Raw genomic sequence first — 24,971 nt, 5'->3', positions numbered from 1 at the left:
CGGCGCGCCCGCCGCCGGCGGCCGCGGGGCCGCCCGGGGCGCGGCTCCGGGGTGTTCGAGGTGTCCATCGTTGGGAAAGCTTACGGCACGCTCACCCGCCCGAGGCCGGCAGGGCGGCCCCGGGCGGATTCTGGGCGCTGGGCCCTAGCGGCCGCCGGAGGGGTTCTCGCGGGCGAGGATCACCGCGGCGAGCACGGTGAGCGCCGTGCCCGCGGCGAGCACCGCGATGTCGATCCAGCCGGGCACCCCGAGCTCGGCGAGCGGCTCGGGGTCGACGGCGCGGGCGATCGCCAGGCCCGCGCCCGCGACGAGCGCGACGATGCCGAAGACGAGCGCGGCGATCCAGCCGGGGCTCCGCCTCGGGCGCTCCTCGCCGGAAGCTTCGGGCGCCGCCTTAGGCTCCTCCTCGGCGGGCACGAGCCCCTCGTCGAACTGGGCGGTCTCGGCCTCGGGTCGCTCGGGCTCGCCGCCGGTGCGGCGGCCCGCCTCGAGCACGGTCGTGCCGTCGGGGTTCAAGGCGTAGCGCACCGGGGAGGTGATCGCGCGCAGCCGGCCGGTCTCGGTGGTGGCGATCCCCTCGGAGACGTCCTCGCCGACCAGGGTGAGCTTCCAGTTCCCGTCGGGGAGCTCCGCCAGGTCGGGGGAGTCGGCCTGCTCCTCGTCCCCGGCCGCGGGCCGGGCGTCGGGCAGGGGGCTGATCGGCGGCTCGAGCGCCGAGGGGTCGAGGTCGATCGTCGCCGCGGCGAAGAGGAAGAGCCGCCCCTCGGAGTTGGTCACCGCCCGGCCGACGGCCACGAGGTCGAGAGCCTCGTAGTGGGAGACGATGTCGCGGACGTCCGCGGAGTCCTCCGGGCCGAGCGAGCCGAGGGAGCCCTCCCCGGCGGCGAGCACCGCGATGCCGTCGATGACGGTGACCCTGGCGAGGTATTGCCGGCCCGGCTCGAGCTCGGCGGCGTCGCCGGTTGCGGTGTCGACCTCCCGGGCCGGGCCCTCGGGGAGCAGCGCCCACGGCTCCGCCGGCGGCGGGGTCGCGGGGATGACGAACGAGGGCCGCGGCAGCGCGAGCTCCCCGCGGATCGTGCCGCGCCCCGGCGTCAGCGAGATAAGAGCGCGCGCCTGGGGGCGCAGCTGCTGGCCGGTGAGCGTGTCGAGCTGCGGGTAGGCCTCGCGCAGCGAGGCGGGCAGCTGGCCGAGCTTCGATCGGCCGTGGAACACCTTGAGCCCGCCGCTCGCCGGGTCCGGCACGAGCGTGACGGCCGCCTGGCTAGGGCCGCCCGGGCCCTCCAGGCCGGGGGCGGCGGCGTCGAGGAGGTCGAACAGCGCGCCCTGGGCCGCGCCCTCGATGGCGACGGTCGCGCCGCCGAACGCGGCGCTCGGCAGGAGCGGGTAGGGCTGAAAACTCACTCTGGTGTTCCTTCCCGATGGTCGCGGCGGCGTCTGGCGGGGCGCAGGTGCTGTTTGGTGAAGCTTAGGTCGAGGAACCGGAATCGGTCACGGATTCCCCGCGACCGTTTCCGAGCTCGGGATGGGGAGCACCCGGGACGCGCGGCTCCTCGCCCGGGCGGAGCGCGTTTTGTAGGGCCACGGCCCGCGCCAGCCGCGCGTAGCGCAGCTCGTTCTCCCGGAACCTGATCCACGTCGAGACCGTCGTGAACATAAAGGCGATCGCCAGGGCGTAGAGCAGGAGGTCCGTGCCCCGGGAGACGCCGAGGAAGTTGGCGACGACGGTGAGGTCGTCGGGGCGCAGCACGCACCAGAAGATGACGATGATGAAGAACCCGAAGAGGATCTTCACCCACGCCTTGGCGCGGGCCTTGCGCCGGTTGAGGAGGAAGAACACGGCGAGCGCGACCGCCGCGACAAGGAGTAATGCCTGGATAGCGTTGGTCATGAGAGCCTCCCCGCGATGATCTCGTCGGAGATGATGTTCACCCCGTTGAAGAGCGACTGGCCCTTGGAGCGGGAGTAGTCGGTGTAGAGGATGTCGACGGGCTCCTCGGCGACGCGCCAGCCGTTCTTGTCTATGAGCCGCACGAACTCCGAGGCGTGCGACATGCCGTTCATCCGCAGGTTGAGCTCGCCGGCGACCTTGGCGTTGAAGACGCGCAGCCCGTTGTGCGCGTCGCTCAGCCCCAGGCGCCGCGTCCGCGGGGAGAGCGCCACCACGGTGCGCAGCACGATCCGCTTGAGCAGCGGAACCTGGGTCGGCTCGGTGTGGCCGTCGCCGAAGCGGGTGCCGATGATGATGTCGATGTCCTCGTCCTCGAGGCGGCCGAGCATCCTTTCCACGTCCTTGACCTGGTGCTGGCCGTCCGCGTCATACGTGACGAACCGGCGGGCGCCGTCCTGGGCGCGCGCGTACTCGACGCCAGTCTGCAGGGCTGCGCCCTGGCCGAGGTTCACCGGGTGGCGGACGAGGTGGGCGCCGGCCTTGCGGGCGCGGTCGGCTGAGTCGTCGCTCGAGCCGTCGTCGACGGCGACGATGTTCGGGAACGTCTGGCGGGCCTGGGCGATGACGTCGCCAACGACGGCGTCCTCGTTAAAGCAGGGAACGATGAGCCAGGTGTCGGCGTATGTGTCGCCCGGTCGCGCCGGGGTGGTGCGCTCGGTCACGGTGAAAAATTATACGTCCCTCGGGTCGCGCCGGTGGAATAAGAGTCCGTAGGCCCGCCGCAGCGCCGCCTCGGGCAGCATTCGGTAGCCGTCGCGCAGCGCGAGATTGAGGATCGCCCGAGGTCGGGACACCAGGCCGAGCTCGACGAGGGTGTTCTGGAGCGCCCGCTCGGAGGCCCGCACTTTTTTCCCGGTGCGGCGCTGAAACTGGGAGTCGCTCACCCGCAGCCAGGTGAGCGGCTCGGGGAGATTAGCGAATCGGCTGCCGCGGGCGATCATCCGGACCCACAGGTCGTAATCCTCGAGGAGCGGGACATCCCGATAGCCGCCAGCGGCCGCGACCGCGGCGGCGCGCACCATGACCGAGGGGTGGTTGACCGGCGAGTTGATGCGCGCGTAGCGGGCGATGGCCTCGTGGCTCTCCGGGAGGCGCCGGACCTGGCCGGCGACGCGGTGGAGCGCCTCCGGGTCGGACTCCGCTCCGGTGGGCAGTCGGTCGCCGTCGAATTCCTGGACCGCGGTGCCGACGACGTCGAGCTCTGGGTGGTCGGCGAAGTACGCGAGTTGCCGCTCGAAGCGTTCCGGCTCGGCGAGGTCGTCGGAGTCGAGGTTTGCGACGAACTCGGTGCCGGCCGCCTCGTGGCCGGCACGCAGCGCAAGTCCCAAGCCACGATTCTCTGACAGCGCGACGCGGGTCGCCTCGGAGTGTTCGGCAAGGAACTCGTCGACGACCTCGCGAACCTCTCCGGAGACAGGGCCGTCCTCGATGACGAGGATCCGGTCGGCGGGACGCGTTTGGCGAGCCAGCGACTCGAGCGCACCACGAAGCTCCGGGGCATTGGTCCCTCGGTAGCAGGTCACCAGGGCGGCGAGGCTGGGCACGGCGGCTCCTTAACTACATCGTTGGTCGGGTGGAATCGGGCGGCCTAGGCCGCGGGGCGCGCCGCGTCGGGGGCGGGGCGCATGCGGGCGAGCGCCACGCCGTGGAGCGCCATCCCGCTCAGCGGCCCGGCGATGAGCGCGAGACACACGCCGAGGTCGAGCGGCAGCGGCAGCGCGAGCACGCCGAATCCTACCGCACTGGAGAGCGCCCATCCCCCGACATAGAAGGAGTGGCGCTCCGCGGCGAGCGCCGCGCAGCCGGTGATCATGAGCGTGCTGGTGAACGCTCCGGCGAACGTCAGCGCCGCGAGCACGACGCCCGGGGCCTGCTGGGCGAAGAAAACCTCGAGCAGCCACGGGCCGATGAGCCACGCCAGGGCGGCACCCACCGCGCCGGCGGCGAGCGTCGCGCCGACCGGGAGGGCGAGCGCGCGGCCCGGGGAGCGGCGGCGTTCGACGAACCACACGACGAGCGCCGACTGGAGCCGCTGGAGCGGCATGAGGATCGGTGCGCGTGTCAACGAGACCGCCAGCAGTACCGCTGGCACCGTGAGCCCCGCGGCGAGCGGCTCCTGGGCTGTGTCCTCGGTGGCCTTGATGAACACCGGAAAGCCGGTGATCATCGCCGCGGACGAACCGGTGGCCAGCATCGCCGCGCCGGAGCGTCGCGCGAGCCTGTCGAGCGGAACGTCGCAGACGACACGGAGCGGCCCGCGGGTCTCCCCCGCGGCGAGCACCACGACCCAGGCGAGCGCGCCGACGACGGTCGCGATGAGGAAAGGCACGAGCCCGAGCCCCGCGGCCAACCCGCCGAGCGCGGCAATGACGCGCAGCGCGGCGTCCAGGGCGACGAGCCCCGCGTAGCGCCGCCACCGGCCTAGCCCGGAGAGCACCCCGCTCAGCGCGGCCTGGTAGGCGTAGAGCCCCAGCCCGGCGGCGAGGAGCCCCACCGCTGTGCCGCGATTGTCGTCGAGAAGCAGCGGAGCCCACAGCGGCCCCAGGAGGGCGGCGCCGAGAGCCGCGACCGCCGCCGCCGCGCCGGCGAGCCGCCACGGCGCGCCGGGTCGCCCGGGGTTTCCCTCCACGCCGGTTTCTGCTGTGACGGCGCACGCGGCGGCCACCGAGCGGGTCGTCTCCTGCGTGATCCCGTCGAGGACGCCCGCCAGCGCGAAGAACAGGCCCCAGAACGCCTGAAACTCCGCGAACTCCTCGCCGCTCAGCCCCCGGGACGCGATCATGAGGACGACGAAGCCGGAGAGCCCGGCCGCGATCGTCGCGGCGGTGAGCGCGCGCATGCGGCCACGTCCCTTCCCTGCTGAGCGCGGCCGGCGGGCCGCGGCGTCGTTTATCTGGCCGATTATTTTTCGACCGGCCTCGGAAATGGGGATTGTAGCGCCCCCGGGCTGAGGTTCCGGGCGGGGCGCGGGGACGGGGGTCTTGAATATGGCCGAGGACACGGAAATTGGGGGCGGACAACCCCGCGCGGCGCACGTATCCTGGAGGGCGTGACTGAGCAGCATTTTGATCTCGTAATTCTCGGCGCCGGCCCCGGTGGGTACGTCGCCGCCATCCGCGCCGCCCAGCTCGGCAAGAAGGTCGCTGTGGTGGAGAAGAAGTACTGGGGAGGTGTCTGTCTCAACGTCGGGTGCATCCCCTCGAAGTCGCTCATCAAGAACGCCGAGGTCGCCCACACGGTGACCAAGGAGGCGAAGACCTTCGGCCTCTCCGGCGACGTGTCGCTCGACTTCGGCGTGGCGCACAAGCGCTCCCGGAAGGTCTCCGAGGGCATCGTCAAGGGCGTTCACTTCCTCATGAAGAAGAACGACATCACCGAGGTCAACGGCCGCGGTGAGTTCACCGACGACCACACCATCGAGATCGTCGAGGGCGACGACGAGGGCACGACCCTCACGTTCGACAACGCGATCATCGCGACCGGCTCGGTGGTCAAGACCCTGCCGGGCATCGAGTTCAGCGACAACGTCGTCTCCTACGAGGAGCAGATCCTTAACGACGAGCTGCCGGAGTCCATCGTCATCGTCGGCGCCGGCGCCATCGGCGTGGAGTTCGCCTACGTGCTCGCGAACTACGGCGTGAAGGTGACCATCGTCGAGTTCCTCGACCGGGTGCTGCCCAACGAGGACGAGGAGGTCTCCAAGGCGATCAAGCGCGAGTACAAGAAGCTCGGCGTCAAGCTCCTCACCGGCTACAAGACCACCGCCATCCGCGACAACGGCGACTCTGTCGAGGTCGACGTCGAGCAGAAGGACGGCGACAAGAAGGACACGCTCACCGTCGACCGCGCGATGATCTCCGTGGGCTTCGCCCCGCGCACCGAGGGCTTCGGGCTCGACAAGACCGGCGTGAAGCTCACCGAGCGCGGCGCCATCGACGTCGACGACGACCTGCGCACCAACGTCGAGCACATCTTCGCGATCGGCGACGTCACCGCGAAGCTCCAGCTCGCGCACGTCGCGGAGACCCAGGGCGTCCACGCCGCCGAGGTCATCGCGGGCGCCGAGACCGAGCCGCTCGGCGACTACCAGATGATGCCGCGCGCGACGTTCTGCAACCCGCAGGTCGCGTCCTTCGGCTACACCGAGGCCGCCGCGAAGGAGAAGTGGCCGGACCGCAAGATCAAGACCGCGAGCTTCCCGTTCTCCGCGAACGGCAAGGCCGCCGGCCTCAACGAGACCGCCGGCTTCGCGAAGCTCGTCGCCGACGAGGAGTTCGGCGAGCTCCTCGGCGGGCACCTCGTGGGCTCCAACGTCTCGGAGATGCTCGCCGAGCTCACGCTCGCGCAGCGCTACGATCTCACCGCCACCGAGATCGGGCGCAACGTTCACATCCACCCGACGCTCTCCGAGGCCATCAAGGAGGCCGCCGAGGGCATTGAGGGCCACATGACCAACCTCTAGGTCGAGGCCCAGCTTCCCCCGGGCGGGGGAGCGTAAGGCGACGGCCGGGTCCGGCGCGACGGCGCGCCGGGCCCGGCTTTTCGCTGCCCGGGCCGCCCCCGAAACGGCCGGCCGAGGGGGCGCCTCCGCCACCACCGAAAGAATGACGCCGTTCGGGGCGAGTGGGCTTACGGTTCGCGCAATACGTGTCGCATCACACATTTGGTCGCGGGCCGCCGGCGGGCGCGCGGAGGCGCTGCGTAGCGCCTGGCAAGGCGCGTAAAGAGAGCCGGAAAACCCAGGTCAGGCTGGCCATATGTGGGCGGTTCGGGCCGGTCACGGGCCTGTGGCGCGGCCGGCAAATAGGAGGCCTCGCGGGGCGGGAATACAGTTAGGCACCAACTACTGGAGGTGCGATGACTGTTAGAGACGTGAACGCCGAGGCGCTCCGCCACGGCAAGATCACCGAGGAGCCGCTGCGCGACAAGCCACGGATCCCGTCGTGGGCGCTCAAGCTGGCGATGGCGATCACGGGCCTCATCTTCGGGGGCTTCGTGCTCGTGCACATGGCCGGGAACCTGAAGGTCTTCAACGGCGACGGCGGCGCTGGCGAAGCCGACATCGACGTCTACGGCGAGTTCCTGCGCACCGTCGGCGAGCCGCTTTTGCCCCGCGAGGGGCTCCTGTGGATCGCCCGCCTCGTGCTGCTCGCGAGCCTCGTCATCCACATCTACGGGGCGATCGCGCTGCGCGGCCGCTCGCGGCACTCCCGCGGCAAGTTCAAGCGCACCAACCTCATGGGTGGCCACCACTCGTTCGCGGCGCGCACGATGATGGTCACCGGCGTGGTGCTCCTGCTCTTCATCATCTTCCACATCCTCGACCTCACCCTCGGGGTGCCGCCGGCCGCGACCGACGTGTTCGAGCACGGCGAGGTCTACGCCAACATGATCGCGAGCTTCAGCCGCTGGCCCGTGACGATCTTCTACGTGCTGAGCATGCTCGTGCTCTTCCTCCACCTCTCGCACGGCATCTGGCTCGCGGTGAGCGACCTCGGCATCACCGGCAAGCGCTGGCGCGCGGTGCTCTCCGTCGTGGCCTACCTCGTCCCCGCCGTGGTCATGGTCGGAAATATCCTCATGCCGCTGGCGATCGCCACCGGCCTGCTCGACTAGCCGGGCCGCCCGCCGCCGTTTTAGCGGCGGGTCCGGCCCCGACCACCCCGCCGCGTCGCTAAGCAAAGGATGACAAGCATTGAGTACTGAGACTTCCAGCCACCCCAGGGAGAGCTTCACCGCCCCGCAGTCGAGCGTCGAGGGCGTGAGCGTCGGCTCCGTTCTCGATAGCCACGAGCCCCACGGGGTCCCCATGCGCGAGATGTGGCAGCACCAGAAGGACCACATGGAGCTGGTCTCCCCGCTGAACCGCCGCAAGTTCACCGTGCTCGTCGTGGGCACGGGGCTCTCGGGCGGGGCGGCCGCCGCCGCTCTCGGCGAGCTGGGCTACAACGTCAAGGTCTTCACCTACCACGACGCGCCTCGGCGCGCGCACTCCATCGCCGCGCAGGGCGGCGTGAACTCCGCCCGCGGCAAGAAGGTCGACAACGACAGCGCCTACCGCCACACCAAGGACACCGTCAAGGGCGGCGACTACCGCTGCCGCGAGTCGGATTGTTGGCGCCTGGCGTACGAGTCGGTGCGCGTCATCGACCACATGAACGCCATCGGCGCGCCGTTCGCCCGCGAGTACGGCGGCACGCTCGCGACCCGCTCCTTCGGCGGCGTGCAGGTCTCCCGCACGTACTACACCCGCGGCCAGACGGGCCAGCAGCTGCAGCTCTCCACCGCGTCGGCGCTGCAGCGCCAGATCCACCTCGGCTCGGTGGAGATCTTCACCCACAACGACCTCCAGGACCTCATCGTCACCGAGGAGGAGGACGCCGACGGCAACGCCGCGAAGCGCGTGCGCGGCATCGTCACCCGCAACCTCATCACCGGCGAGCTCAACGCCTTCCGCGGCCACGCGGTCGTGCTGGCCACCGGCGGCTACGGCAACGTCTACGGGATGACGACGCTGGCGATTAACTCCAACGCCTCGGGCATGATGCGCGCCTACGAGCGCGGCGCCTACCTCGCGTCCCCGGCGTTCGTGCAGTTCCACCCGACGGGCCTGCCTGTGAACTCGGACTGGCAGTCGAAGACGATCCTCATGTCGGAGTCGCTGCGCAACGACGGGCGCATCTGGCTGCCGAAGGACAAGGACGACGACCGCGAGCCGAACTCCATCCCGGAGGACGAGCGCGACTACTTCCTCGAGCGCCGCTACCCGGCGTTCGGAAACCTCGTGCCGCGCGACGTCGCCTCGCGCGCGATCTCCCAGCAGATCAACGCCGGCTACGGGGCGGGCCCGAAGCGCAACTCGGCCTACCTCGACTTCCGCGACGCGCTGGAGAACCTCGGCCGCGACACCGTCGACGAGCGCTACTCCAACCTGTTCAAGATGTATCAGGACGCCATCGGCGAGGACCCGCACGAAACCCCGATGCGCATCGCGCCGACGGTGCACTTCACCATGGGCGGGCTGTGGACCGACTTCAACGAGATGACCTCGATCGACGGCCTGTTCGCCGCCGGCGAGTGCTCGTGGACCTACCACGGCGCCAACCGGTTGGGCGCGAACTCGCTGCTCTCGGCGTCGGTGGACGGCTGGTTCACCCTCCCGTTCACGGTGCCCAACTACCTCGCCGGGCACCTCAACGAGGAGCTCATCGACGAGGACGACCCGGCCGTCGGCGAGGCGCTGAAGCGCTCCGAGGAGAAGATCGCCCGGCTCATCGGCAACGAGGGCCCCGACCCGCACGGGCCGGAGTACTACCACCGGCAGCTCGGCGACATCCTCTACCGGCACTGCGGCGTCGCCCGCAACGTCGACGACTTGGCCGAGGGCATCGAGAAGATCCGGAAGCTGCGCGCCGACTTCAAGGAGAACGTGCGCATCCCCGGCGACGCCGACGACATGAACCAGGTCCTCGAGCGCGCCATCCGCGTGGAGGACTACTTGAACCTCGCGGAGCTCATGTGCGTCGACGCGCTCGACCGCGACGAGTCGTGCGGCGCGCACTACCGCGAGGACCACCTCTCCGAGGACGGCGAGGCGGAGCGCGACGACGAGAACTGGTGCTTCGTCTCCGCGTGGGAGCCCGACGGCGAGAACCGGTTCGTGCGCCACGCCGAGCCCCTGTACTTCGATTCGATCCCGCTGATGACAAGGAACTACAAGTAATGAAGCTGCATCTTGAGATCTGGCGTCAGGCTGGCCCGACCCGCGAGGGCCACTTCGAGGGCATCGACGTCGACGACGCCGAGGAGCAGATGTCCATCCTCGAGCTGCTCGATCACATCAACGACAAGCTCATCGAGGACAACAAGGAGCCCTTCGCGTTCGCGTCCGACTGCCGCGAGGGCATCTGCGGCACGTGCGGGCTCATGGTCAACGGCCGGCCGCACGGCGCGGGGCAGAACGCGCCCGCCTGCCAGCAGCGCCTCTTCAACTACAAGGACGGCGACACCTTAGAGATCGAGCCGATGCGCTCGAACGCGTTCCCGGTGGTCAAGGACATGGTCGTCGACCGATCCGCGCTCGACCGCGTCATGCAGCAGGGCGGCTACGTCTCGATTATGGCGGGCACCGCGCCCGACGCGGACACCCTGCACGTCAACCACGAGGCCGCCGAGACGGCGCTCGACCACGCGGCGTGCATCGGCTGCGGCGCGTGCGTCGCGGCCTGCCCGAACGGCGCGGCCCACCTGTTTACCGGCGCGAAGCTCACCCACCTCGCGCACCTGCCGCTCGGCCAGGAGGAGCGCGGCAAGCGCGCCCGCCAGATGGTCGACGAGCTCGAGACGAACTTCGGCAGCTGCTCGCTCTACGGCGAGTGCGCCGACGTCTGCCCGGCGGGCATCCCGCTCACCGCGGTCGCCGCGGTGACCAGGGAGCGGGCGCGTGCCGCGCTGCGCGGCAAGGACGACTAGAATAGCCACGTGAGCGCCTAAAAAGCGCGGCGGCCCAAGGGGGCCGGCCGCGCGGGCGGGCGCCGGATCTCACGTAAAGAACGAGAAAGCGAGCGGAGTTCACGCCATGTCTACCTCCCCGGCGACGGCCGCGGCCCGTGAAGAGGTCGCCGACACCCGCAACGAGTCCTTTCCCGCCTACGACGGGCAGATGCGCTACATCGAGGGCTACGACCCGGTGAGCTACGAGGCCCCGCACTCCTCGCTGCTGCGCGCCGAGACGTGGATCGGCATGGGGCTCGCGCTCATGGTCACGCCGTTCCTCGGAACCCTCATGTGGGTCGGGGGCATGGCCACCATCGACAACGCCGGCGTGAGCGACCTCAACCTCGGGGTGCTGCTTACCATCGGCATCGTCGGCACCGTGTTCTTCGTTGCGGCCGCGGCGCTCGCGATCCGCTTCGGGCGGCGCTACTACTTCAAGTACCGCCGCGAGACCGGCCGGCTAAACTAGGCCACAAGCGCCCCGCGCGCACCGCGCACGCCCCGGTTCCACGCACCACGAGGGAGCCGGGGCGCGGCCGTCTCCGGGGCCGCCGCGCCGTCTAGGGTGGGGGAGCCATGGGCAGGAAAATCATCATCGTGTGCACCGCGCTCATCGCGGCGATCACCGGGATTCAGTTCATTCGCCTGGGGCTGCAGTGGCTGTAGGAGACACCCCGGGGCTCGCTAACGAGGCGGGCCGGCGCCGGGAGCTTAAGCGCCACAAGGCGGGCGTCACGGCGCTTCTCGCGGTCGCCGCCGCCATCTACCTCGCCGCCGAGGTCGCCGAGTCCCGCGGCGCCGGCGGCGCGTGGCTGGGGTATGTCTCCGCGGCCGCGGAGGCCGGCATGGTTGGCGGGCTCGCCGACTGGTTCGCCGTCACCGCGCTGTTTCGCCGCCCGCTGGGCCTACCCATCCCGCACACCGCGCTCATCCCGCGCAAGAAGGACCAGCTCGGCGACGCGCTCACCGGCTTCGTGCGGGACAATTTCCTCAAACCCGACCTCGTGACCAACAAGGTCGAGGCTGCCGGGCTCCCGAGGGAGGCAGGCCGCTGGCTCGCGGAGCGCCCCCACGCCGAGCAGGCCGCAGCCACGATCGCGGCGCTCGCGCGGCGCGCGCTCGCGGCCCTCGACCGGGAGGCCATCGGGGAGGCGGCCTTCGCGCTGGCGAGCCGCAAGGCCGCCGAGCCCACCTGGGCGCCGCCGCTGGGCCGCGGGCTCGAGCAGTTCCACGAGGCCGGCAAGACCGAGCCGCTCATCCAGGCCTTCCTCGACTGGGCGCTCATCCAGGCCCGGGGCTCAAGGGACACGATCGTCTCGCTCGTCGAGGAGCGCCGCCCCTCTTGGGCGCCCCGCTTCCTCGACGGCTTCGTCGGCGACCGCGTCTACCGGGAGGCGGTGCGCTGGCTCGGCGACGTCGCCTCGAACGCCGAGCACCCCGCCCGCGTCGAGCTGCGCCGCCGCATCCGGCAGCTCGCGTGGGACCTGCAGCGCGACCCGGAGACCATCGTCAAGGTCGAGGAGTGGAAGCGCGAGGCGCTCTCGAGCGCGGCGGTGCGCGACGCCTTCGACGACGCCCTCGCGCTCGGCTGGGAGGCCCTCGACGAGGCGCTCGCCGAGCGAGACTCCCCGCTGCGCCGCCGCCTGGCGGATGACCTCGCGCGGCTGGGCGGGCGGCTCGCCGAGGGCGGCGAGCTCTCCGAGTCCGCGAACCGGCGGCTCGCCGGGGCGGTGCGCTACCTCGCGGAGCGCTATGGCGCGCAGCTCACCGGAATCATCTCCGAGACGGTCCGCGGCTGGGACGCCCGGGAGGCCACCGACAAGATGGAACTTTTAGTCGGCAAGGACCTGCAGTTCATCAGGCTCAACGGCACCATCGTCGGCGCCCTGGCTGGCCTGGTGATTTATACTGTCACCCAGATTCTCGTCTAGCTCGCGCGTCCCGCGGGCCGGCGGGACAGACCAGTCAACTGCCGCTTCGCGCCGCGGGTATGACCGCGGCGCCGGGCGGCACCATTCGTGGAGAGGACCGGCCCGGCTTCGTGACGACGACGACCCTGCACGTGCTGACGTTTCTCAACCTCGTCCCGGCGGTGATCTACTTTCTCGTCGGGGTCGCGGCCATCATCGGGGCGATCAGCGCGGCGCGGATCCGTGAGGACGCCTTCGAGGTCGCCGACCGGCTGCCCAAGCACAACTGGGTGCTCATCCTGGGCGGCAGCGCGCTCGTGCTGCTCATCCTCCAGATCATCCCAATCCTGCCGTGGGTCGCGCTCGTCGCGACCGGCGTCTTCTGGTGGGACGTGCGCCCGCAGCTCAAGGAGATCGTCAGCGGCGCGAGCGGCTGGTAGCCGGCGCCGCCGCAGAGACAGAGAAAACGGGGCCGGGCGGGAGACCGCCCGGCCCCGTCGGCGTCCCCGCGGCCGAGGAGCCCGGCGCCCGGCCCTAGGAGGCGGCCGGGGGCTCCTCGCTCTCGTTGAGGAGCGGGACGATGAGCGCGGCGAAGCTGTCCTCGGTGAGCTCGCTGCCGCTGATGGTGACCTCGATGCCGCCCTCGGTGACCCCGATGTCGGTGAGCCCGAGGTGTCCCGGGCCCGGGTCGACGTAGGGTGCCAGCGCCTCCTCTAGGGCCTGGTTGATGTCGTCGAGGAGCGTCTCCGGCAGCGGGATGCCGATGGCGCGCACGTCCCGCACGGAGATGACGTCCTCGCCCGTGGTGTCGAGCACCGCGCGCAGCGCGCCCGGGCCGAAGGCCACCTCGATGGTGCCGGCCTGCGGGTCGGTGGTGAGCTCGCTGGGCTGGGCGAGGAGCTCGACGAGCTGGCTGCTGAGCTCCGCGAGGCCGCCGAAGTCCTGGAGGGCGTCCTCGATCGCGCCGCGCAGCGCGCTGCTGAAGACGTTCTCCGCGATGCCCAGCGCCGCGTCCGAGCCGATCTCGGTGCGCACCGTCGCCTTGCCCATCTCGAGCCCGCCGAAGGGCCTGACGTCCTCCATGTCGATGCTCGTGGCGGGCATGCCGGTGACCTCCGGGGCGGGGCCGTCGCCGCGGGTGACGACCATGGTGTCCGGGGTGCTCATGGTGATCTCCGGGACGGAGCCGGTGAGCGCCGCGAGGAGCAGGGGCGTGGCGCCGAAGGAGACGTCCGCCTTCCCGGGCTCCTCGGCGTCCTCGGCGGCGGCGAGGCCCTGGTAGAACTTGTCGACCTGGCTGCCCGCGTAGGCCCGCGCGCCGAACTCCGCGGCGACGAGCGCCGCGACCACCGCGAGCACACCGATAAGCACCTTCACAGACGTGCGCATGGCTCTTAAACCTCCGCCTTCCCTCGCCTGCCGGTTATCCGCCAGACTACCGTTGGGTGTCGTGAGCGACGATCTCTTCCCCGACCTCGAGAACCTCGAGCCCCTAGAGGGCCAGACGTTCGCGGACCTGACGACCCTAAGGCTCGGCGGGGCGCCCCGCGCCGCCGTGCGCGCCCGCAGCGCCGACGCGCTCGTCGAGGCCGTGCGCCGCCTCGATGACGCGGGCATCCCGCTGCTCGTCGTGGGCGGGGGATCCAACCTCGTCGTCGCCGATGGGCCCCGCGAGGAGGTCGCCGTCGTCGCCGGCAACGACGACGTCGACGTCGACGCCGAGACCGGGCTCGTGCGCGCCGGCGCCGGCGCCGTGTGGGACGAGGTCGTCCACGCCACCGTCGAGGCGGGACTGGGCGGGCTCGAGTGCCTCTCCGGGGTGCCGGGCTCCGCGGGCGCGACACCGGTGCAGAACGTCGGCGCCTACGGCGCGGAGGTCGCCGACGTTCTCACCCGCGTGCGGCTCTACGAGCGCGACACCGGGCGGGTGCGCTGGGTGCCCGTCCCCGCCCTCGAGCTCGGCTACCGCTACTCGAATATCAAGTTCACCCACCGCGCCGTCGTCCTCGAGGTGGAGTTCCAGCTCGACACCTCGGGGCTGTCTGCGCCGCTGCGCTTCGGGCCGCTGGCCAAGAGCCTCGGAGCGAAGGCCGCCGACGAGCGCTTCCCCGCCCCCGAGGTCCGCGAGCACGTCCTCAGGCTCCGCGCGGGCAAGGGCATGGTGCTCGACGATCAGGACCGCGACACGTGGTCGGCCGGCTCGTTCTTCACCAACCCCGTCGTGAGCCCCGAGGCGGCCGAGACCGTCCGCGCGGCGGCCCGCGAGCGCCTCGGCGACGAGGAGACCGCATCGATGCCGGCCTTCGACGTCGACGGCGGGGTGAAGCTCTCGGCGGCGTGGCTCATCGAGCGCGCCGGCTTCCCCCGCGGCTACCCGGGCGAGGGCGCGCCGGTGCGGCTCTCGACGAAGCACACGCTCGCGCTCACCAACCGCGGCGGCGCGACGACCGGGCAGCTCGCCGAGCTCGCCCGCGAGGTCCGCGCCGGGGTGCGCGCGGCCTTCGGGGTGACGCTCCACCCGGAGCCGCTGTGGGTGGGCTGCTCGATCGACGACTAAGCCGTCACGCCCTCGGCGGGCGCGAGGCTTTTACCCGCGGCGGTAGGTGACCCAGCGGCTCGGGCCGCGCTTGGCCCACGCGGGCCGGCGCGTCGCCGGGGAGGAGGGCTGCGCCTCGGGGGCGTCGCCCGCGGCGGAGGCGAGCGCGATGAGCGCGGCGAGCTCCTCGTCGGTGGGGTTGCCGGCGGTGACTGCGATATCGGGGGACAAGGGCGATCTCCTTTTCCTGAAGCGGGAAGCGCTGTAGCTGGGTGGTTCGGGCTCGGGCTAGAGCGGGATGTTGCCGTGCTTGCGGTCGGCGCGGACCTCGGCCTTGTCGCGCAGCAGGTCCAGCGAGGCCGCGACCCGCAGCCGGGTCTCCTCGGGCAGGATGACCTCGTCGATGAGGCCCCGCTCGGCGGCGAGGTAGGGGCTCAACATGTGCTCCGAGTACTCCCGCTCGAGCTCCGCGACGAGCGCGTCGACGTCCTCGCCGGCGTCGCGGGCGGCGGCGATGCGGCGGCGGTGGATGAACGGCACCGCGCCGCTGGCCCCCATGACCGCGATCTCCGCGGTGGGCCACGCGAGGTTGATGTCCGCGCCGAGGCCCTTGGAGCCCATGGCGCAGTAGGCGCCGCCGTAGGCCTTGCGCATCGTCACGGTGATCTTCGGGACGGTGGCCTCCGCGTAGGCGTAGAGCAGCTTCGCGCCGCGGCGCAGGATACCTCCCTTCTCCTGCTCGACGCCGGGCAGGAAGCCGGGTACGTCGACGAGCAGCACGAGCGGGATGTTGAACGCGTCGCACGTGCGCACGAAGCGGGCGGCCTTCTCCGCGGAGTCGATGTCCAGGCAGCCGGCGAGCTCCGTGGGCTGGTTCGCGACGAAGCCGACGACCTCACCGTCGACGCGGGCGAAGGCGGTCACCACGTTCGCGGCGCGGTCCTCCTGGATCTCTAGGTAGACGTCCTCGTCGGCGATGACCGAGATGACGTCGCGCACGTCGTAGGGCACCGACGCGGAGTCCGGGATGATCGAGTTGAGCTCCTCGTCCTGCGCGGTGATGCCATCCTCGGGCTCGGCGGGCTCGCGGGGCGGGAGCTCGCGGTTGTTGCCCGGCAGGTAGGAGACGAGCTCCTTGACCCAGTCGAGGGCGTCCTCGTCGTCCTGGGCGGTGTAGTGCGAGGCCCCCGAGGAGCCCATGTGGATCGACGCGCCGCCGAGCTCCTCCTGGGTGATCTGCTCGCCGGTGACGGTGGTAATGACGTCGGGGCCGGTGACGAACATCTTCGAGGTCTTATTCACCATGACGACGAAGTCCGTGAGCGCCGGGGAGTAGGCATTTCCGCCCGCGCACGAGCCCATGATCACCGAGATCTGCGGCACCACGCCCGAGGCCTGGACGTTCTGGAAGAACGTCTGGGCGATGAGGTCGAGCGAGACGGAGCCGTCCTGGACGCGCGCGCCCGCGCCCTCGTAGAGGCCGATAAGAGGCCGGCCGGTCTTCTGGGCGAGCTCCATGAGCTTGATCATCTTCTCGCCGTAGACCTCGCCGAGCGCGCCGCCGAAGACGGTGCCGTCCTGGGAGAAGACGCACACCCCGCGCCCGTCGATCGTGCCGTAGCCGGTGACGATCCCGTCGGTTAAGGGGCGGCGCGTCTGCATCCCGAAGTCGTGGGTGCGGTGCCTCGCGTCCCGGTCGAGCTCGACGAAGGAGCCCTCGTCTAGGAGGTAGTCGATCCGGTCCCGCGCCGGGAGCCGGCCCGCATCGCGCACCTTGTCGAGGCGGGCCTCCCCCATGGGGGCTGCGGCCTCCGCGCGGCGCTGCTTGAGCTCCTCGAGCCGCGAGGCGGTGGTCGGCGCGGCCGGCGCCGCCCCGGAAGAAGATGAGTCATCCGTCATGTTTGCCGACTCTAGCGCGCCCGGGCCGGCCGCGTCTTGCCGCCCCGCGAAAACGTGAGACTATACTCAGATTCTGCTCGGCGGGCGGGCCGGTACTCGCCCGGCGACCCGCCTTGTCCACCCGCCCGACCACCCGCGCCGAGAAAAACGTCTTGGAGGTTTGAAGAGCCGTGGCCACACCAACCCCGAAGCGCCGCGAGATCCGCACCGTCCTGGTCGCGAACCGCGGCGAGATCGCCGCCCGCCTCATCCGCGGCGCGCGCGACCTGGGCAAGCGGGCGGTCGCCGTCTACGCGGAGCCCGACCGCGACGCCCCGTTCGTCACGCTCGCCGACGAGGCCTTCGTGCTCGGCGGCGAGACCGCCAAGGACAGCTACCTCGACGGGGAGAAGATCATCGCCGCCGCACAGCGCGCCGGCGCCGACGCCGTCCACCCCGGCTACGGCTTCCTCTCCGAGAACGCCGACTTCGCCCGCGCCGTCACTGAGGCCGGACTGGTGTGGATCGGCCCGCCGCCCGAGGCGATCGCCGCGCTCGGCGACAAGGTCACCGCCCGCCACATCGCCGAGCGCGCCGAAGCGCCCATGGCTCCCGGCACCACCGAGCCGGTCGCCACCGCCGAGGAGATCGAGCGCTTCGCCGACGCCGAGGGCCTGCCGATCGCCATCAAGGCCGCGTTCGGCGGCGGCGGGCGCGGCATGAAGATCGTCCACGAGCGCGCGGGCATCCAGGAGGCCTTCGAGTCCGCGACCCGCGAGTCGGTCGCCGCGTTCGGGCGCGGCGAGTGCTTCGTCGAGCGCTACCTCGATCGGGCCCGCCACGTCGAGTGCCAGGTCGTCGCCGACACCCACGGCAACGTCCACGTCGTCGGCACCCGCGACTGCTCCCTGCAGCGCCGCTTCCAGAAGCTCGTCGAGGAGGCCCCCGCGCCCTTCCTCACCGACGAGCAGCGCGGGAGCCTCGCCGCGGCGGCGAAGCGGATCTGCGCCGAGGCCGGCTACGTCGGCGCCGGCACCGTCGAGTTCCTCGTCGGCTCCGACGGGCTCATCTCCTTCCTCGAGGTCAACACCCGCCTCCAGGTCGAGCACCCCGTCACCGAGGAGGCCTACGGCGTCGACCTGGTCGAGGAGCAGTTCCGCATCGCCGAGGGCGAGGAGCTCTCCATCCCGGACAACCCGGAGCCGGTGCGCCACGCCCTCGAGTTCCGGCTCAACGGCGAGGACCCGGCAGCGAACTTCCTCCCCGAGCCCGGGACCGTCACCCGCTACGAGGAGCCCGCCGGGCCCGGCGTGCGCGTCGACAGCGGCGTGCGTACCGGCAGCGTCATCGGCGGGCAGTTCGACTCCATGCTCGGCAAGCTCATCGTCGTCGGCCGCGACCGCGAGCAGGCCCTCGCCCGCGCCAGGCGCGCCCTCGGCGAGCTCGTCATCGAGGGGCTGCCCACCGTCGTGCCCTTCCACCGCGCCATCGTCGACGACCCGGCCTTTAGCGCTCCGGGCGGGACGTTCGGGGTTTATACCCGCTGGACCGACGAGGAGTGGGCCGGCCTGCCCGAGGGCGCGGCCCCCGCCGGAGCGGAGCCCGCCGAGCCCGAGGAGGAACCCGAGCGGCGCCGCCTCGTCGTCGAGGTCAACGGCCGCAGGGTCGAGGTCGCCCTGCCCGGCGGCATCAGCCTCGGCGGCGGCGAGCGGCCGAAGAAGAAGCGCCAGAAGCGCAAGAAGCGCTCCGCGCCGAAGACCGACGCCGGCTCGGTGGTCGCGCCCATGCAGGGCACCGTCGCGAAGGTCAACGTTGCCGACGGCGAGGAGGTCGCCGAGGGCGACGTGCTGCTTGTGCTCGAGGCGATGAAGATGGAAAACCCCGTCAAGGCGCACCGCGCGGGCACGGTCTCGGGGCTGAGCGTCAAGCCCGGAGAGACGGTCGCCAAGCACGCGAGCCTCGCGAGCATCGAGTAGCCGCTGGGGCCCGCGAGGACGGCGCGGGCGCCGGGCGGTCTTAGGGCCGGGCCACGAGGCACTGCGCGATCGCGTAGTCGCCGTCGTGGCTGATGCTCAGGCTGACCTCCCCGAGGCCGGCGGCAGCGCCCGCGACCGGCTCGTGGAGCTCGATCGCCACGCGCCCATAGGCGTCGGCGACGACCTCGATGGCGCTCATCGGGAACGAGTCCCTAGGCAGCAGGGGAGGGGCGCCGTAGCGCGACTGCGCCCACGCCTTGATGAACGCCTCCTTGGCGGCCCATCTGCCGGCCAGGTGCTCGGCCTCGTCGGGGGCGCGCCGGGCGCGGCGGCGCTCCCGGACAGTGAACGCGGAGTCGGCCCACGCGCCCGGCCGCGCGAGCTGCTCGCGCAGGCCGGAGACGTGGACGAGATCGGTGCCGATGCTGATCACAATGTCCACCATTGTCCCACGCGCCCCACGCGGCCGGGGAAAGCTGGCGGGCTCGGCCCCGGGCCTGCGATATACTTTCCGGCGCGTCGAGACCGACCGGCTGGCGCACACATTGATGCGAGGAGGCCCCGTGGGCGAAGTAGTGACCGTCTTGGAGATCGCCGCGGTCGTAAGCATCCCGGGCTTCGTCTTCGGTGCGCTCGCGGGGCTTCGGCTGCCGTGGGCCGCCGCCGCGGCGATGCCCGTGTCCTTCGGGCTCTACGGGCTCGCCGCCTACGTTTTCGGCCAGGCGAGCATCGAGTATCGCCCCGCGACCGTCTCTTTGTTCCTTGTCGCGGCGCTCTCCCTGGCGGCCGGGTGGCGAACCGCATTTCGCGGCTGGCGGCGGCCCAGACCATGGCGCCGCCCCCGCAGCCTGCGCGGATTTCTTAGCGACTATCCGTGGCTCATCCCGGCGCTTGGCGTGGGGGTCGGCTCGATCATCGCCGTGTGCCTCGGCGTCGGCTTCCTGGCCGACACCCAGCACTCCCTCGGCAGCGTGTTCCGCGGCTGGGACGTTCAGTGGCACACGAACATGGTGCGCTTCGGACTCGAGGAGGGGATGCTCGACCCGACACGGATGGGCGAGCTGCGCCACTTCGAGACCCACGCCTTCGAGTATTACCCCTCGGCCTGGCACGCCGGGCTCACGATCGCGGCGTCCCTCTTCGACATCCCCGCGGTTGTCGTGGTGAACGTCGGTTATTTCGTTACGGCCGGGATCGGCTTTCCGCTCGCGCTCGCGGCGCTGGCCTGGGTCATGGTCGACTCGCGCGGTCTCGTCGCACAGATCGGTTCGGGCATCGCCGGCACGATGGCGTTCGGCGCCCCGGTGTTTCTCTGGGTCGGGCACTTCGTCGGCGCCTGGCCGTACACGACGGCCACGGCGTTATCCGGGATCGTCGCAGCGCTGTTCTTTCTCGTTCCCGGAAACCCGATGGCCGTGCTGCCCGTCATCATCGCCTTCGCCGGGGTCGTCCAGATCCAGGCGGCGCCCGCTACGACGGTCGTCCTTGTTGTCGTCCTGTGGTGGGCGACCAGGCTGGTGTTTAAGCCCGCGCAGCGCGCCGCGGGCCCCAACGCCGGTCTTGTGGCCAGACTCAAGGACGTCGGGTTGCTCGCCGCGGCCGGGGGCGGGGCGCTCGTCCTGCTCCTGCCGCAGGTGCTTTCCGGCGGGGAGTTCGTCGATTCCGTGCGCGAGGAGTCGCCCGAGGACCAAGACATCTCCCGGGCGGAGAGCTGGGCGACCGCCCTGGGGATGCGCACCCTCCACGTCGACCAGTTCTTCCCCGACCTGACTCTCTGGCCGGTCTTCGTCGCGGCCGCGGCGGGTGCCGTCTACCTCATCGGGTGGCGCCGCAACGCGTGGGCGCCCCTGTTCTACCTGATCTCCGCGGCACTCACCGCGCACTCGTTGCTCACCTTCGGCGGCGTGCTCGCCTGGCCCATCGACGCCCTCGCGGGGCTGCACTACGGCACGCCGCACCGCCTCGTCATGCCGCTCGGGATGATCACGTTCGCCGCGGCGGGAGTCGGCATCGCAGCGGTCGTGTGCGGCCTGGCCAAACTGGTGACCCCCCGAACTGCGACGACCCTGGCGACGACCGTCTCACTGGTCGGAGGCCTCGGAGCGACGGTGGGCGTGGTCGCCTACCTCGCCGGCCAGGCGCGCCCCGGCATCGAGGACGAGGTGCGTTTACCCTACGACGAGCCGCTCGCCTTCCGGGAGCAGGAGCGCCGGGCCTACGAGTGGCTCTCACACCAGCCCGCGGCGTACGACGGGGTGATCTATGGCGCCGGGCAGGACGGCGAGGGCTGGGCCTACGCGCTCCACGGCCTGCCGACGTTCAACCGCCACTACACCCTGCCCGACACGTCGCCTGGCACCGATGCGGGTATCGTCCACAACGAGGCCGGCCTGCTGGGCGCTGGCGTCGACGGCGACCCCGGGCGGGCCAACCACGTCGACGACGCGGCCCGCCGCCTGGGCATCAACTTCTTCATCCTCGCCCCGCCCTCGTTCTGGGACGACCCGAACATCTACGGCGGCATGATGGGGGGCCTCCACGAGGCGCCGGGCACCACGATGGTCTACAAGGACGGCGGGATCGAGATCTTCGCGCTCAACGCCGCGTTCGGCGACCGCGAGCTCACCCAGATGCGCACCTCGGGCGGATCTCCCGATCCCTTGCCGCCAGTACCCACCCGCGCCGAGATGGGTGCCTTCGACGCCGACGGGAACCTGCCCTACTACCGCCGCCCGCTGATCGGTTAGCGAGTCTGCTCCATTCCTTGCCCCGGGCCTGCTGCGAAGCAGGGCCCGGGGCTTTCGTCGTGCGTGAAGAGGCGCGGCTCCCGGCCCCTCTCGGCGAGTGGTCCTGACCGCCCCAGCGTTCGTTGCTCGTCGGTGCCACCCTCACAGCCATTGATGGGTGAGCAATTGCGTCAAGCTGACGAATGGCGGCCCCGGCGCCCCTGTCGCGCAGCAGGCGCCGGATGCCGACTCGCTGCCGGGAGCGATTAGGGCTGGCGACCCACGGACCGACGTGGCGGTTGTTGTCGCGTGTGATTGGCGTGTCCGTATGGGCGACGCGTTCCTACTTTGGAATAGTGAGGGGGTAGTCGTCGGGGGGGGGGCGAATTTCACGGGGAATATGTCGCCGGTCACAAACACCTTGTTACCCGCGTCTCGTGTTGTTAGTAGTGAAAACCTTCGTCTGGGACTCACCTGGGAAAACGGACGTGAGGATTGAGTAAGTGTATGTAGAGTTCTCATTTTTATTCATTTCGACCGTGAGGGCACCGTTGAGGAAGCTGATAAGTTGCTGTCATCCAACGAAACGCGGGGGCGCTTCCCCGTGGACAGACATCGTTCAGCTCGACGGGAGAGTGACTGCGGATGCGGGCAAACGGGGCGACGAGGCGGGGCGCACGGGCGCTCGTACTTACTGGCGTTCTGGCGCTTGTCGCGGTGCTCGTCCTTGCGGCCTCCGTGGTCGAGGGATTCCTGCCCCGGGCCTCCGCCGCGGGCCCCGCCCCCGCGGGCAGCGACGAGCAGCCGCAGATCGCCTCCACGACGCACCCGACCGAGCACTTTGGCCTCGCCGGCGGGGGGGGGGCGCCCGCAGGGCGTGACGGTCACCGCCACCGCGGACCAGCCCGGCGAGATCGTCGCCATCGATATCCGCGGCAACCAGCCCGACTCCAACCGGAAACCCGCGCGGCAGTCCTGGGAGAAGCCCACCGCGGTCACCGTCGGCGGCCAGCAGGTCGGCGCGCGCGGCAAGATGTATCGGGCTGCCCCGAACGGCAAGGACGACTCCGTGCGCCTTGAGCTCGACGAGCCCCGCCACGTCAACGCCGGCGAGCAGGTCTCCGTGACCGTTATCGCGCCGTACGCGTGGGACCGCCGCGAGTACACCGTCACCCTCATCGGCGAGCCGCAGGGCGACGCCCCCGAGCCGCCCGAGGAGCCGGGCGGCGGCAACGAGGGCGAGCAGCCGGGCGGCGGTGAGGGCAACGACGGTCTCCCGCCGGTCGAGCACACCCCCGAGCAGGAGGCGATCCTCAACAAGGATCCGGGCAAGGAGAACCGCCAGCCTCCGCGCGAGGTCAACACCTGTGAGTTTGGTAGCAAGGTGTGGGTCGCCGCGAGCCGCGACCAGACCCCGAACCGCCAGCACACGAGCCTCTACCTGCAGGTGCAGGGCAGTGAGGAGTTCGAGCCGATCCTCGAGGACAGCCCCTGGGTCTACAACGCCCTGGCCTACAACCACGAGGACAACTGGCTCTACGCGATCAGCCAGCCGCGCATCGCGTGGAACTCCGACCAGGGCCTGGCCGCCGGCCGCGCTGTCGACGACCCCGACTACCCGGCCGGGCACCTGCTGCAGATCAACCCCGAGACCGGCGAGGTGCATAACCTCGGCAAGGTGCGGCGCCCGGGCCTCGGCAACAGCACCGGCTTCGCCGGCGAAAACGCGCCCGGCGGCCCAGTCAGCGACCTGTGGGGCGGCATCTCGACCGGCTTCTTCGACGGTCAGGGCCGCTACTGGGTGGCCAACGGCTCGAGGTCTGGCACGCACCACTTCTACGAGGTGAACCTCGATAACCGGCGCGCCTCGATGAAGCCGGCGGGCTCCAGGCTCGGCGACCTCAGCGGCAACCCGCCGGGGCGCTACGCCGCGCAGGCCAACGACCACGCGGTCCTCGGCGAGGCCCCGCACCTCGCGTGGGGTATCCGCATCCCCTTCGGGGACGCTGAGGACAAGGTCATCATCGAGCGCGTCAACATGGACACCGGCGCGGTCGACGCCTTCGACATCACCGACCTCGAGGTGCCCGGCACCGGCGAGACGATGCCGGTGAGCATCTACGGCACCGCCTGGACCTACGGCAACGGCAACCTCGGCTTCGGCGCCAACGACCGCGGCCGCAACTACCAGATCAAGATCACCGACCCAGAGCGCGGCGGCTCGAACCAGGCCGCCAGCGACGCGGGCGGGATCCTGTCCGGGATCGGCAACCTCATCCCCGGCGTCGTCGGCGACGTCATCGGCGGCATCGGTGACGTGGCCGGGGCCGTGGGCAACGTGAACACCGATTCCCCAACCTTCGAGCTCGTCGCGGCTGCGCCGTCGCCGACCTCGTACAACAACGACGCCGCGAGCAACGCGTTCGCGAACGGCGGCGCCGAGACCGACATGCGGATCGAGAAGACCCAGATCGAGAGCGAGGACGGGCGAGTGGCCTGGCGCATCACCGCCGAGAACAACGGCCCGTGTGGCTCCTCGGGCTTCAGCATCCGCGACGAGATCCCCGAGGGCTACGAGGACGCGACGATCGAGGACGCCGGCGAGGCCGTCGCCTCCAGCGGCGAGGTTGCGGTCGACGAGGGCGGCTTCCTCACCGCGACGTTCGGCCCGCTCGCGGCCGGCGAGTCGCAGTCGATCGTCATCTCGGCTCGGCCCTCGAACCCCGAGGTCTGCGAGGCGAACACCGCGTGGGTCATCGGCAACGAGGCCGACCCCGACGAGGGCAACTCCTCGGCCACCGCGGAGACCAACTGCGACCCGGAGGAGCCTCCCATCGAGGACGTCGGGCTGACGATCGTCAAGGTCGACCCGGACGGCGACGGCGACTTCCTCGACGGCGCGGCCTTCGAGATCGTCCCCGCCGGCCCGGACGGCGAGCCTGTCGGCGAGCCGATCCCCGTCGACGAGCTGGAGGCCGGCCGCTTCGGCGCCGCCCTGGCTCCCGGGAGCTACCTCCTCGTCGAGACCCGCTCCCCGCTGGGCTACGAGCTGCTCGCCCGGCCGGTGGCCTTCACTATCGGCTGGCACGAGGAGGACCCCGAAGCCCCCTTCGTCGAGCTCCTCGACCCCGACAACGACGGCCTCGTCGTCGAGGCGCAGGTCCGCGACGGGCACCCGACGCTCGCGGTCGCCGACGTTCGGCAGGGCACCCTGCCCGCGACCGGCGGGTGCGGGGTGGCCCCGGCCCTGGTGGCGGCGGTGCTGCTCTCCGGCGCCGGCCTGCTGCTCGGCAGAAGGGCGCTGCGCGGCTAGCCGGAAGCGCTAGCCCGCGCCTGGGGCGCGACGCATAAGCTTCACAAATCAATCGAACGGAGAAAATAAATGATTCCTGATAACCGGCCCCGCGCGGGCCCGGATTCCCGGCGGCGCGTTCTCGCCCGCTGAGCTCACAACTACGTACGTTTACCGCCCGCCCCGCGGCACGGCCGCGCGGCGGA

At 71.0% G+C, this 24,971-nt stretch carries 20 protein-coding genes; 11 read left to right on the top strand and 9 right to left on the bottom strand.

The genetic code is table 11. From position 1 onward, the window contains the following. Positions 1 to 144: 144 nt before the first annotated feature. The 5 genes from HMPREF9719_RS08260 to HMPREF9719_RS08240 form a co-directional block, all read right to left on the bottom strand. Positions 145 to 1,404 carry a hypothetical protein gene (locus tag HMPREF9719_RS08260; protein ID WP_004601541.1) on the bottom strand — a complete coding sequence of 420 codons (1,260 nt, stop codon included), beginning with the start codon at positions 1,402 to 1,404 and terminating at the stop codon, positions 145 to 147. Positions 1,405 to 1,468: 64 nt separating this feature from the next. Beyond that, entirely contained in the window at positions 1,469 to 1,891 is a 423-nt protein-coding gene (locus HMPREF9719_RS08255; protein WP_004601540.1) for a DUF2304 domain-containing protein, read from the bottom strand. After that, positions 1,888 to 2,613: a glycosyltransferase family 2 protein gene (locus HMPREF9719_RS08250; RefSeq protein ID WP_004601539.1), complete on the bottom strand. Its 726-nt coding sequence runs from the start codon at positions 2,611 to 2,613 to the stop codon at positions 1,888 to 1,890. The genes HMPREF9719_RS08255 and HMPREF9719_RS08250 overlap by 4 nt, the downstream gene beginning before the upstream one ends. Positions 2,614 to 2,622: 9 nt before the next feature. Next, a complete protein-coding gene (locus HMPREF9719_RS08245; RefSeq protein WP_004601538.1) occupies positions 2,623 to 3,495 on the bottom strand; it encodes a glycosyltransferase in 873 nt (290 codons plus the stop codon). Between the two features lie 44 nt (positions 3,496 to 3,539). Then, positions 3,540 to 4,790 (bottom strand): hypothetical protein, encoded by a 1,251-nt coding sequence (locus HMPREF9719_RS08240; protein ID WP_004601537.1) that lies wholly within the window; start codon positions 4,788 to 4,790, stop codon positions 3,540 to 3,542. Between the two features lie 210 nt (positions 4,791 to 5,000). Between HMPREF9719_RS08240 and lpdA the strand changes: the two genes are divergently transcribed. The 7 genes from lpdA to HMPREF9719_RS08205 all read left to right on the top strand — a co-directional run bounded on the left by lpdA (position 5,001) and on the right by HMPREF9719_RS08205 (position 12,797). Continuing rightward, positions 5,001 to 6,413 (top strand): dihydrolipoyl dehydrogenase, encoded by a 1,413-nt coding sequence (lpdA, locus tag HMPREF9719_RS08235; RefSeq protein WP_004601536.1) that lies wholly within the window; start codon positions 5,001 to 5,003, stop codon positions 6,411 to 6,413. 395 nt (positions 6,414 to 6,808) lie between these two features. Further along, the gene (locus HMPREF9719_RS08230) at positions 6,809 to 7,567 is read left to right on the top strand and encodes a succinate dehydrogenase cytochrome b subunit (RefSeq protein ID WP_004601535.1); all 759 of its coding nucleotides are present in this window, start codon (positions 6,809 to 6,811) and stop codon (positions 7,565 to 7,567) included. A gap of 79 nt (positions 7,568 to 7,646) precedes the next feature. After that, positions 7,647 to 9,674: a fumarate reductase/succinate dehydrogenase flavoprotein subunit gene (locus HMPREF9719_RS08225; RefSeq protein ID WP_004601534.1), complete on the top strand. Its 2,028-nt coding sequence runs from the start codon at positions 7,647 to 7,649 to the stop codon at positions 9,672 to 9,674. Then, the gene (locus HMPREF9719_RS08220; RefSeq protein ID WP_004601533.1) at positions 9,674 to 10,423 is read left to right on the top strand and encodes a succinate dehydrogenase/fumarate reductase iron-sulfur subunit; all 750 of its coding nucleotides are present in this window, start codon (positions 9,674 to 9,676) and stop codon (positions 10,421 to 10,423) included. Before HMPREF9719_RS08225 ends, HMPREF9719_RS08220 begins: the two co-directional genes overlap by 1 nt. 106 nt (positions 10,424 to 10,529) lie before the next feature. Next, positions 10,530 to 10,916 carry a hypothetical protein gene (locus HMPREF9719_RS08215; RefSeq protein ID WP_004601532.1) on the top strand — a complete coding sequence of 129 codons (387 nt, stop codon included), beginning with the start codon at positions 10,530 to 10,532 and terminating at the stop codon, positions 10,914 to 10,916. Between the two features lie 187 nt (positions 10,917 to 11,103). Beyond that, a complete protein-coding gene (locus HMPREF9719_RS08210) occupies positions 11,104 to 12,378 on the top strand; it encodes a DUF445 domain-containing protein (protein ID WP_004601530.1) in 1,275 nt (424 codons plus the stop codon). 110 nt (positions 12,379 to 12,488) lie between these two features. After that, the gene (locus tag HMPREF9719_RS08205) at positions 12,489 to 12,797 is read left to right on the top strand and encodes a DUF2516 family protein (protein ID WP_407636370.1); all 309 of its coding nucleotides are present in this window, start codon (positions 12,489 to 12,491) and stop codon (positions 12,795 to 12,797) included. Between the two features lie 94 nt (positions 12,798 to 12,891). Here the strand turns inward: HMPREF9719_RS08205 and HMPREF9719_RS08200 are convergent, their stop codons facing one another. Next, positions 12,892 to 13,746 (bottom strand): LmeA family phospholipid-binding protein, encoded by an 855-nt coding sequence (locus HMPREF9719_RS08200; RefSeq protein WP_004601528.1) that lies wholly within the window; start codon positions 13,744 to 13,746, stop codon positions 12,892 to 12,894. Between HMPREF9719_RS08200 and HMPREF9719_RS08195 the strand changes: the two genes are divergently transcribed. After that, a complete protein-coding gene (locus HMPREF9719_RS08195) occupies positions 13,745 to 14,914 on the top strand; it encodes a UDP-N-acetylmuramate dehydrogenase (RefSeq protein WP_004602002.1) in 1,170 nt (389 codons plus the stop codon). The genes HMPREF9719_RS08200 and HMPREF9719_RS08195 overlap by 2 nt on opposite strands. Before the next feature lie 30 nt (positions 14,915 to 14,944). Here the strand turns inward: HMPREF9719_RS08195 and HMPREF9719_RS08190 are convergent, their stop codons facing one another. Next, positions 14,945 to 15,124, bottom strand: coding sequence for an acyl-CoA carboxylase epsilon subunit (locus HMPREF9719_RS08190; protein ID WP_004601526.1), 180 nt, complete (start codon positions 15,122 to 15,124; stop codon positions 14,945 to 14,947). Positions 15,125 to 15,181: 57 nt separating this feature from the next. Continuing rightward, positions 15,182 to 16,792 (bottom strand): acyl-CoA carboxylase subunit beta, encoded by a 1,611-nt coding sequence (locus tag HMPREF9719_RS08185; RefSeq protein ID WP_004602003.1) that lies wholly within the window; start codon positions 16,790 to 16,792, stop codon positions 15,182 to 15,184. A gap of 170 nt (positions 16,793 to 16,962) precedes the next feature. Between HMPREF9719_RS08185 and HMPREF9719_RS08180 the strand changes: the two genes are divergently transcribed. Then, positions 16,963 to 18,747 carry an acetyl/propionyl/methylcrotonyl-CoA carboxylase subunit alpha gene (locus HMPREF9719_RS08180; protein ID WP_004601524.1) on the top strand — a complete coding sequence of 595 codons (1,785 nt, stop codon included), beginning with the start codon at positions 16,963 to 16,965 and terminating at the stop codon, positions 18,745 to 18,747. 40 nt (positions 18,748 to 18,787) lie between these two features. Here HMPREF9719_RS08180 and acpS read toward each other — a convergent pair whose 3' ends face one another. Next, the gene (acpS, locus tag HMPREF9719_RS08175; protein WP_174269541.1) at positions 18,788 to 19,180 is read right to left on the bottom strand and encodes a holo-ACP synthase AcpS; all 393 of its coding nucleotides are present in this window, start codon (positions 19,178 to 19,180) and stop codon (positions 18,788 to 18,790) included. A 130-nt stretch (positions 19,181 to 19,310) separates the two neighbouring features. On the opposite strand from acpS, the gene HMPREF9719_RS08170 reads away from it, so the two are divergent. Then, positions 19,311 to 21,494, top strand: a complete 2,184-nt coding sequence (locus HMPREF9719_RS08170; protein WP_004601522.1) for a DUF6541 family protein — start codon at positions 19,311 to 19,313, stop codon at positions 21,492 to 21,494. Positions 21,495 to 22,350: 856 nt separating this feature from the next. Beyond that, positions 22,351 to 24,786 (top strand): DUF6923 family protein, encoded by a 2,436-nt coding sequence (locus tag HMPREF9719_RS08165; RefSeq protein WP_118788011.1) that lies wholly within the window; start codon positions 22,351 to 22,353, stop codon positions 24,784 to 24,786. Positions 24,787 to 24,971 lie beyond the last annotated feature (185 nt).

Origin of the sequence: Corynebacterium otitidis ATCC 51513 (assembly GCF_000296405.1) — a bacterium.
Classification (GTDB): Bacteria; Actinomycetota; Actinomycetes; order Mycobacteriales; family Mycobacteriaceae; genus Corynebacterium; species Corynebacterium otitidis.
Note: the sequence above shows the minus strand (reverse complement) of the source record. Positions and strands in the feature narration are given on the sequence as shown.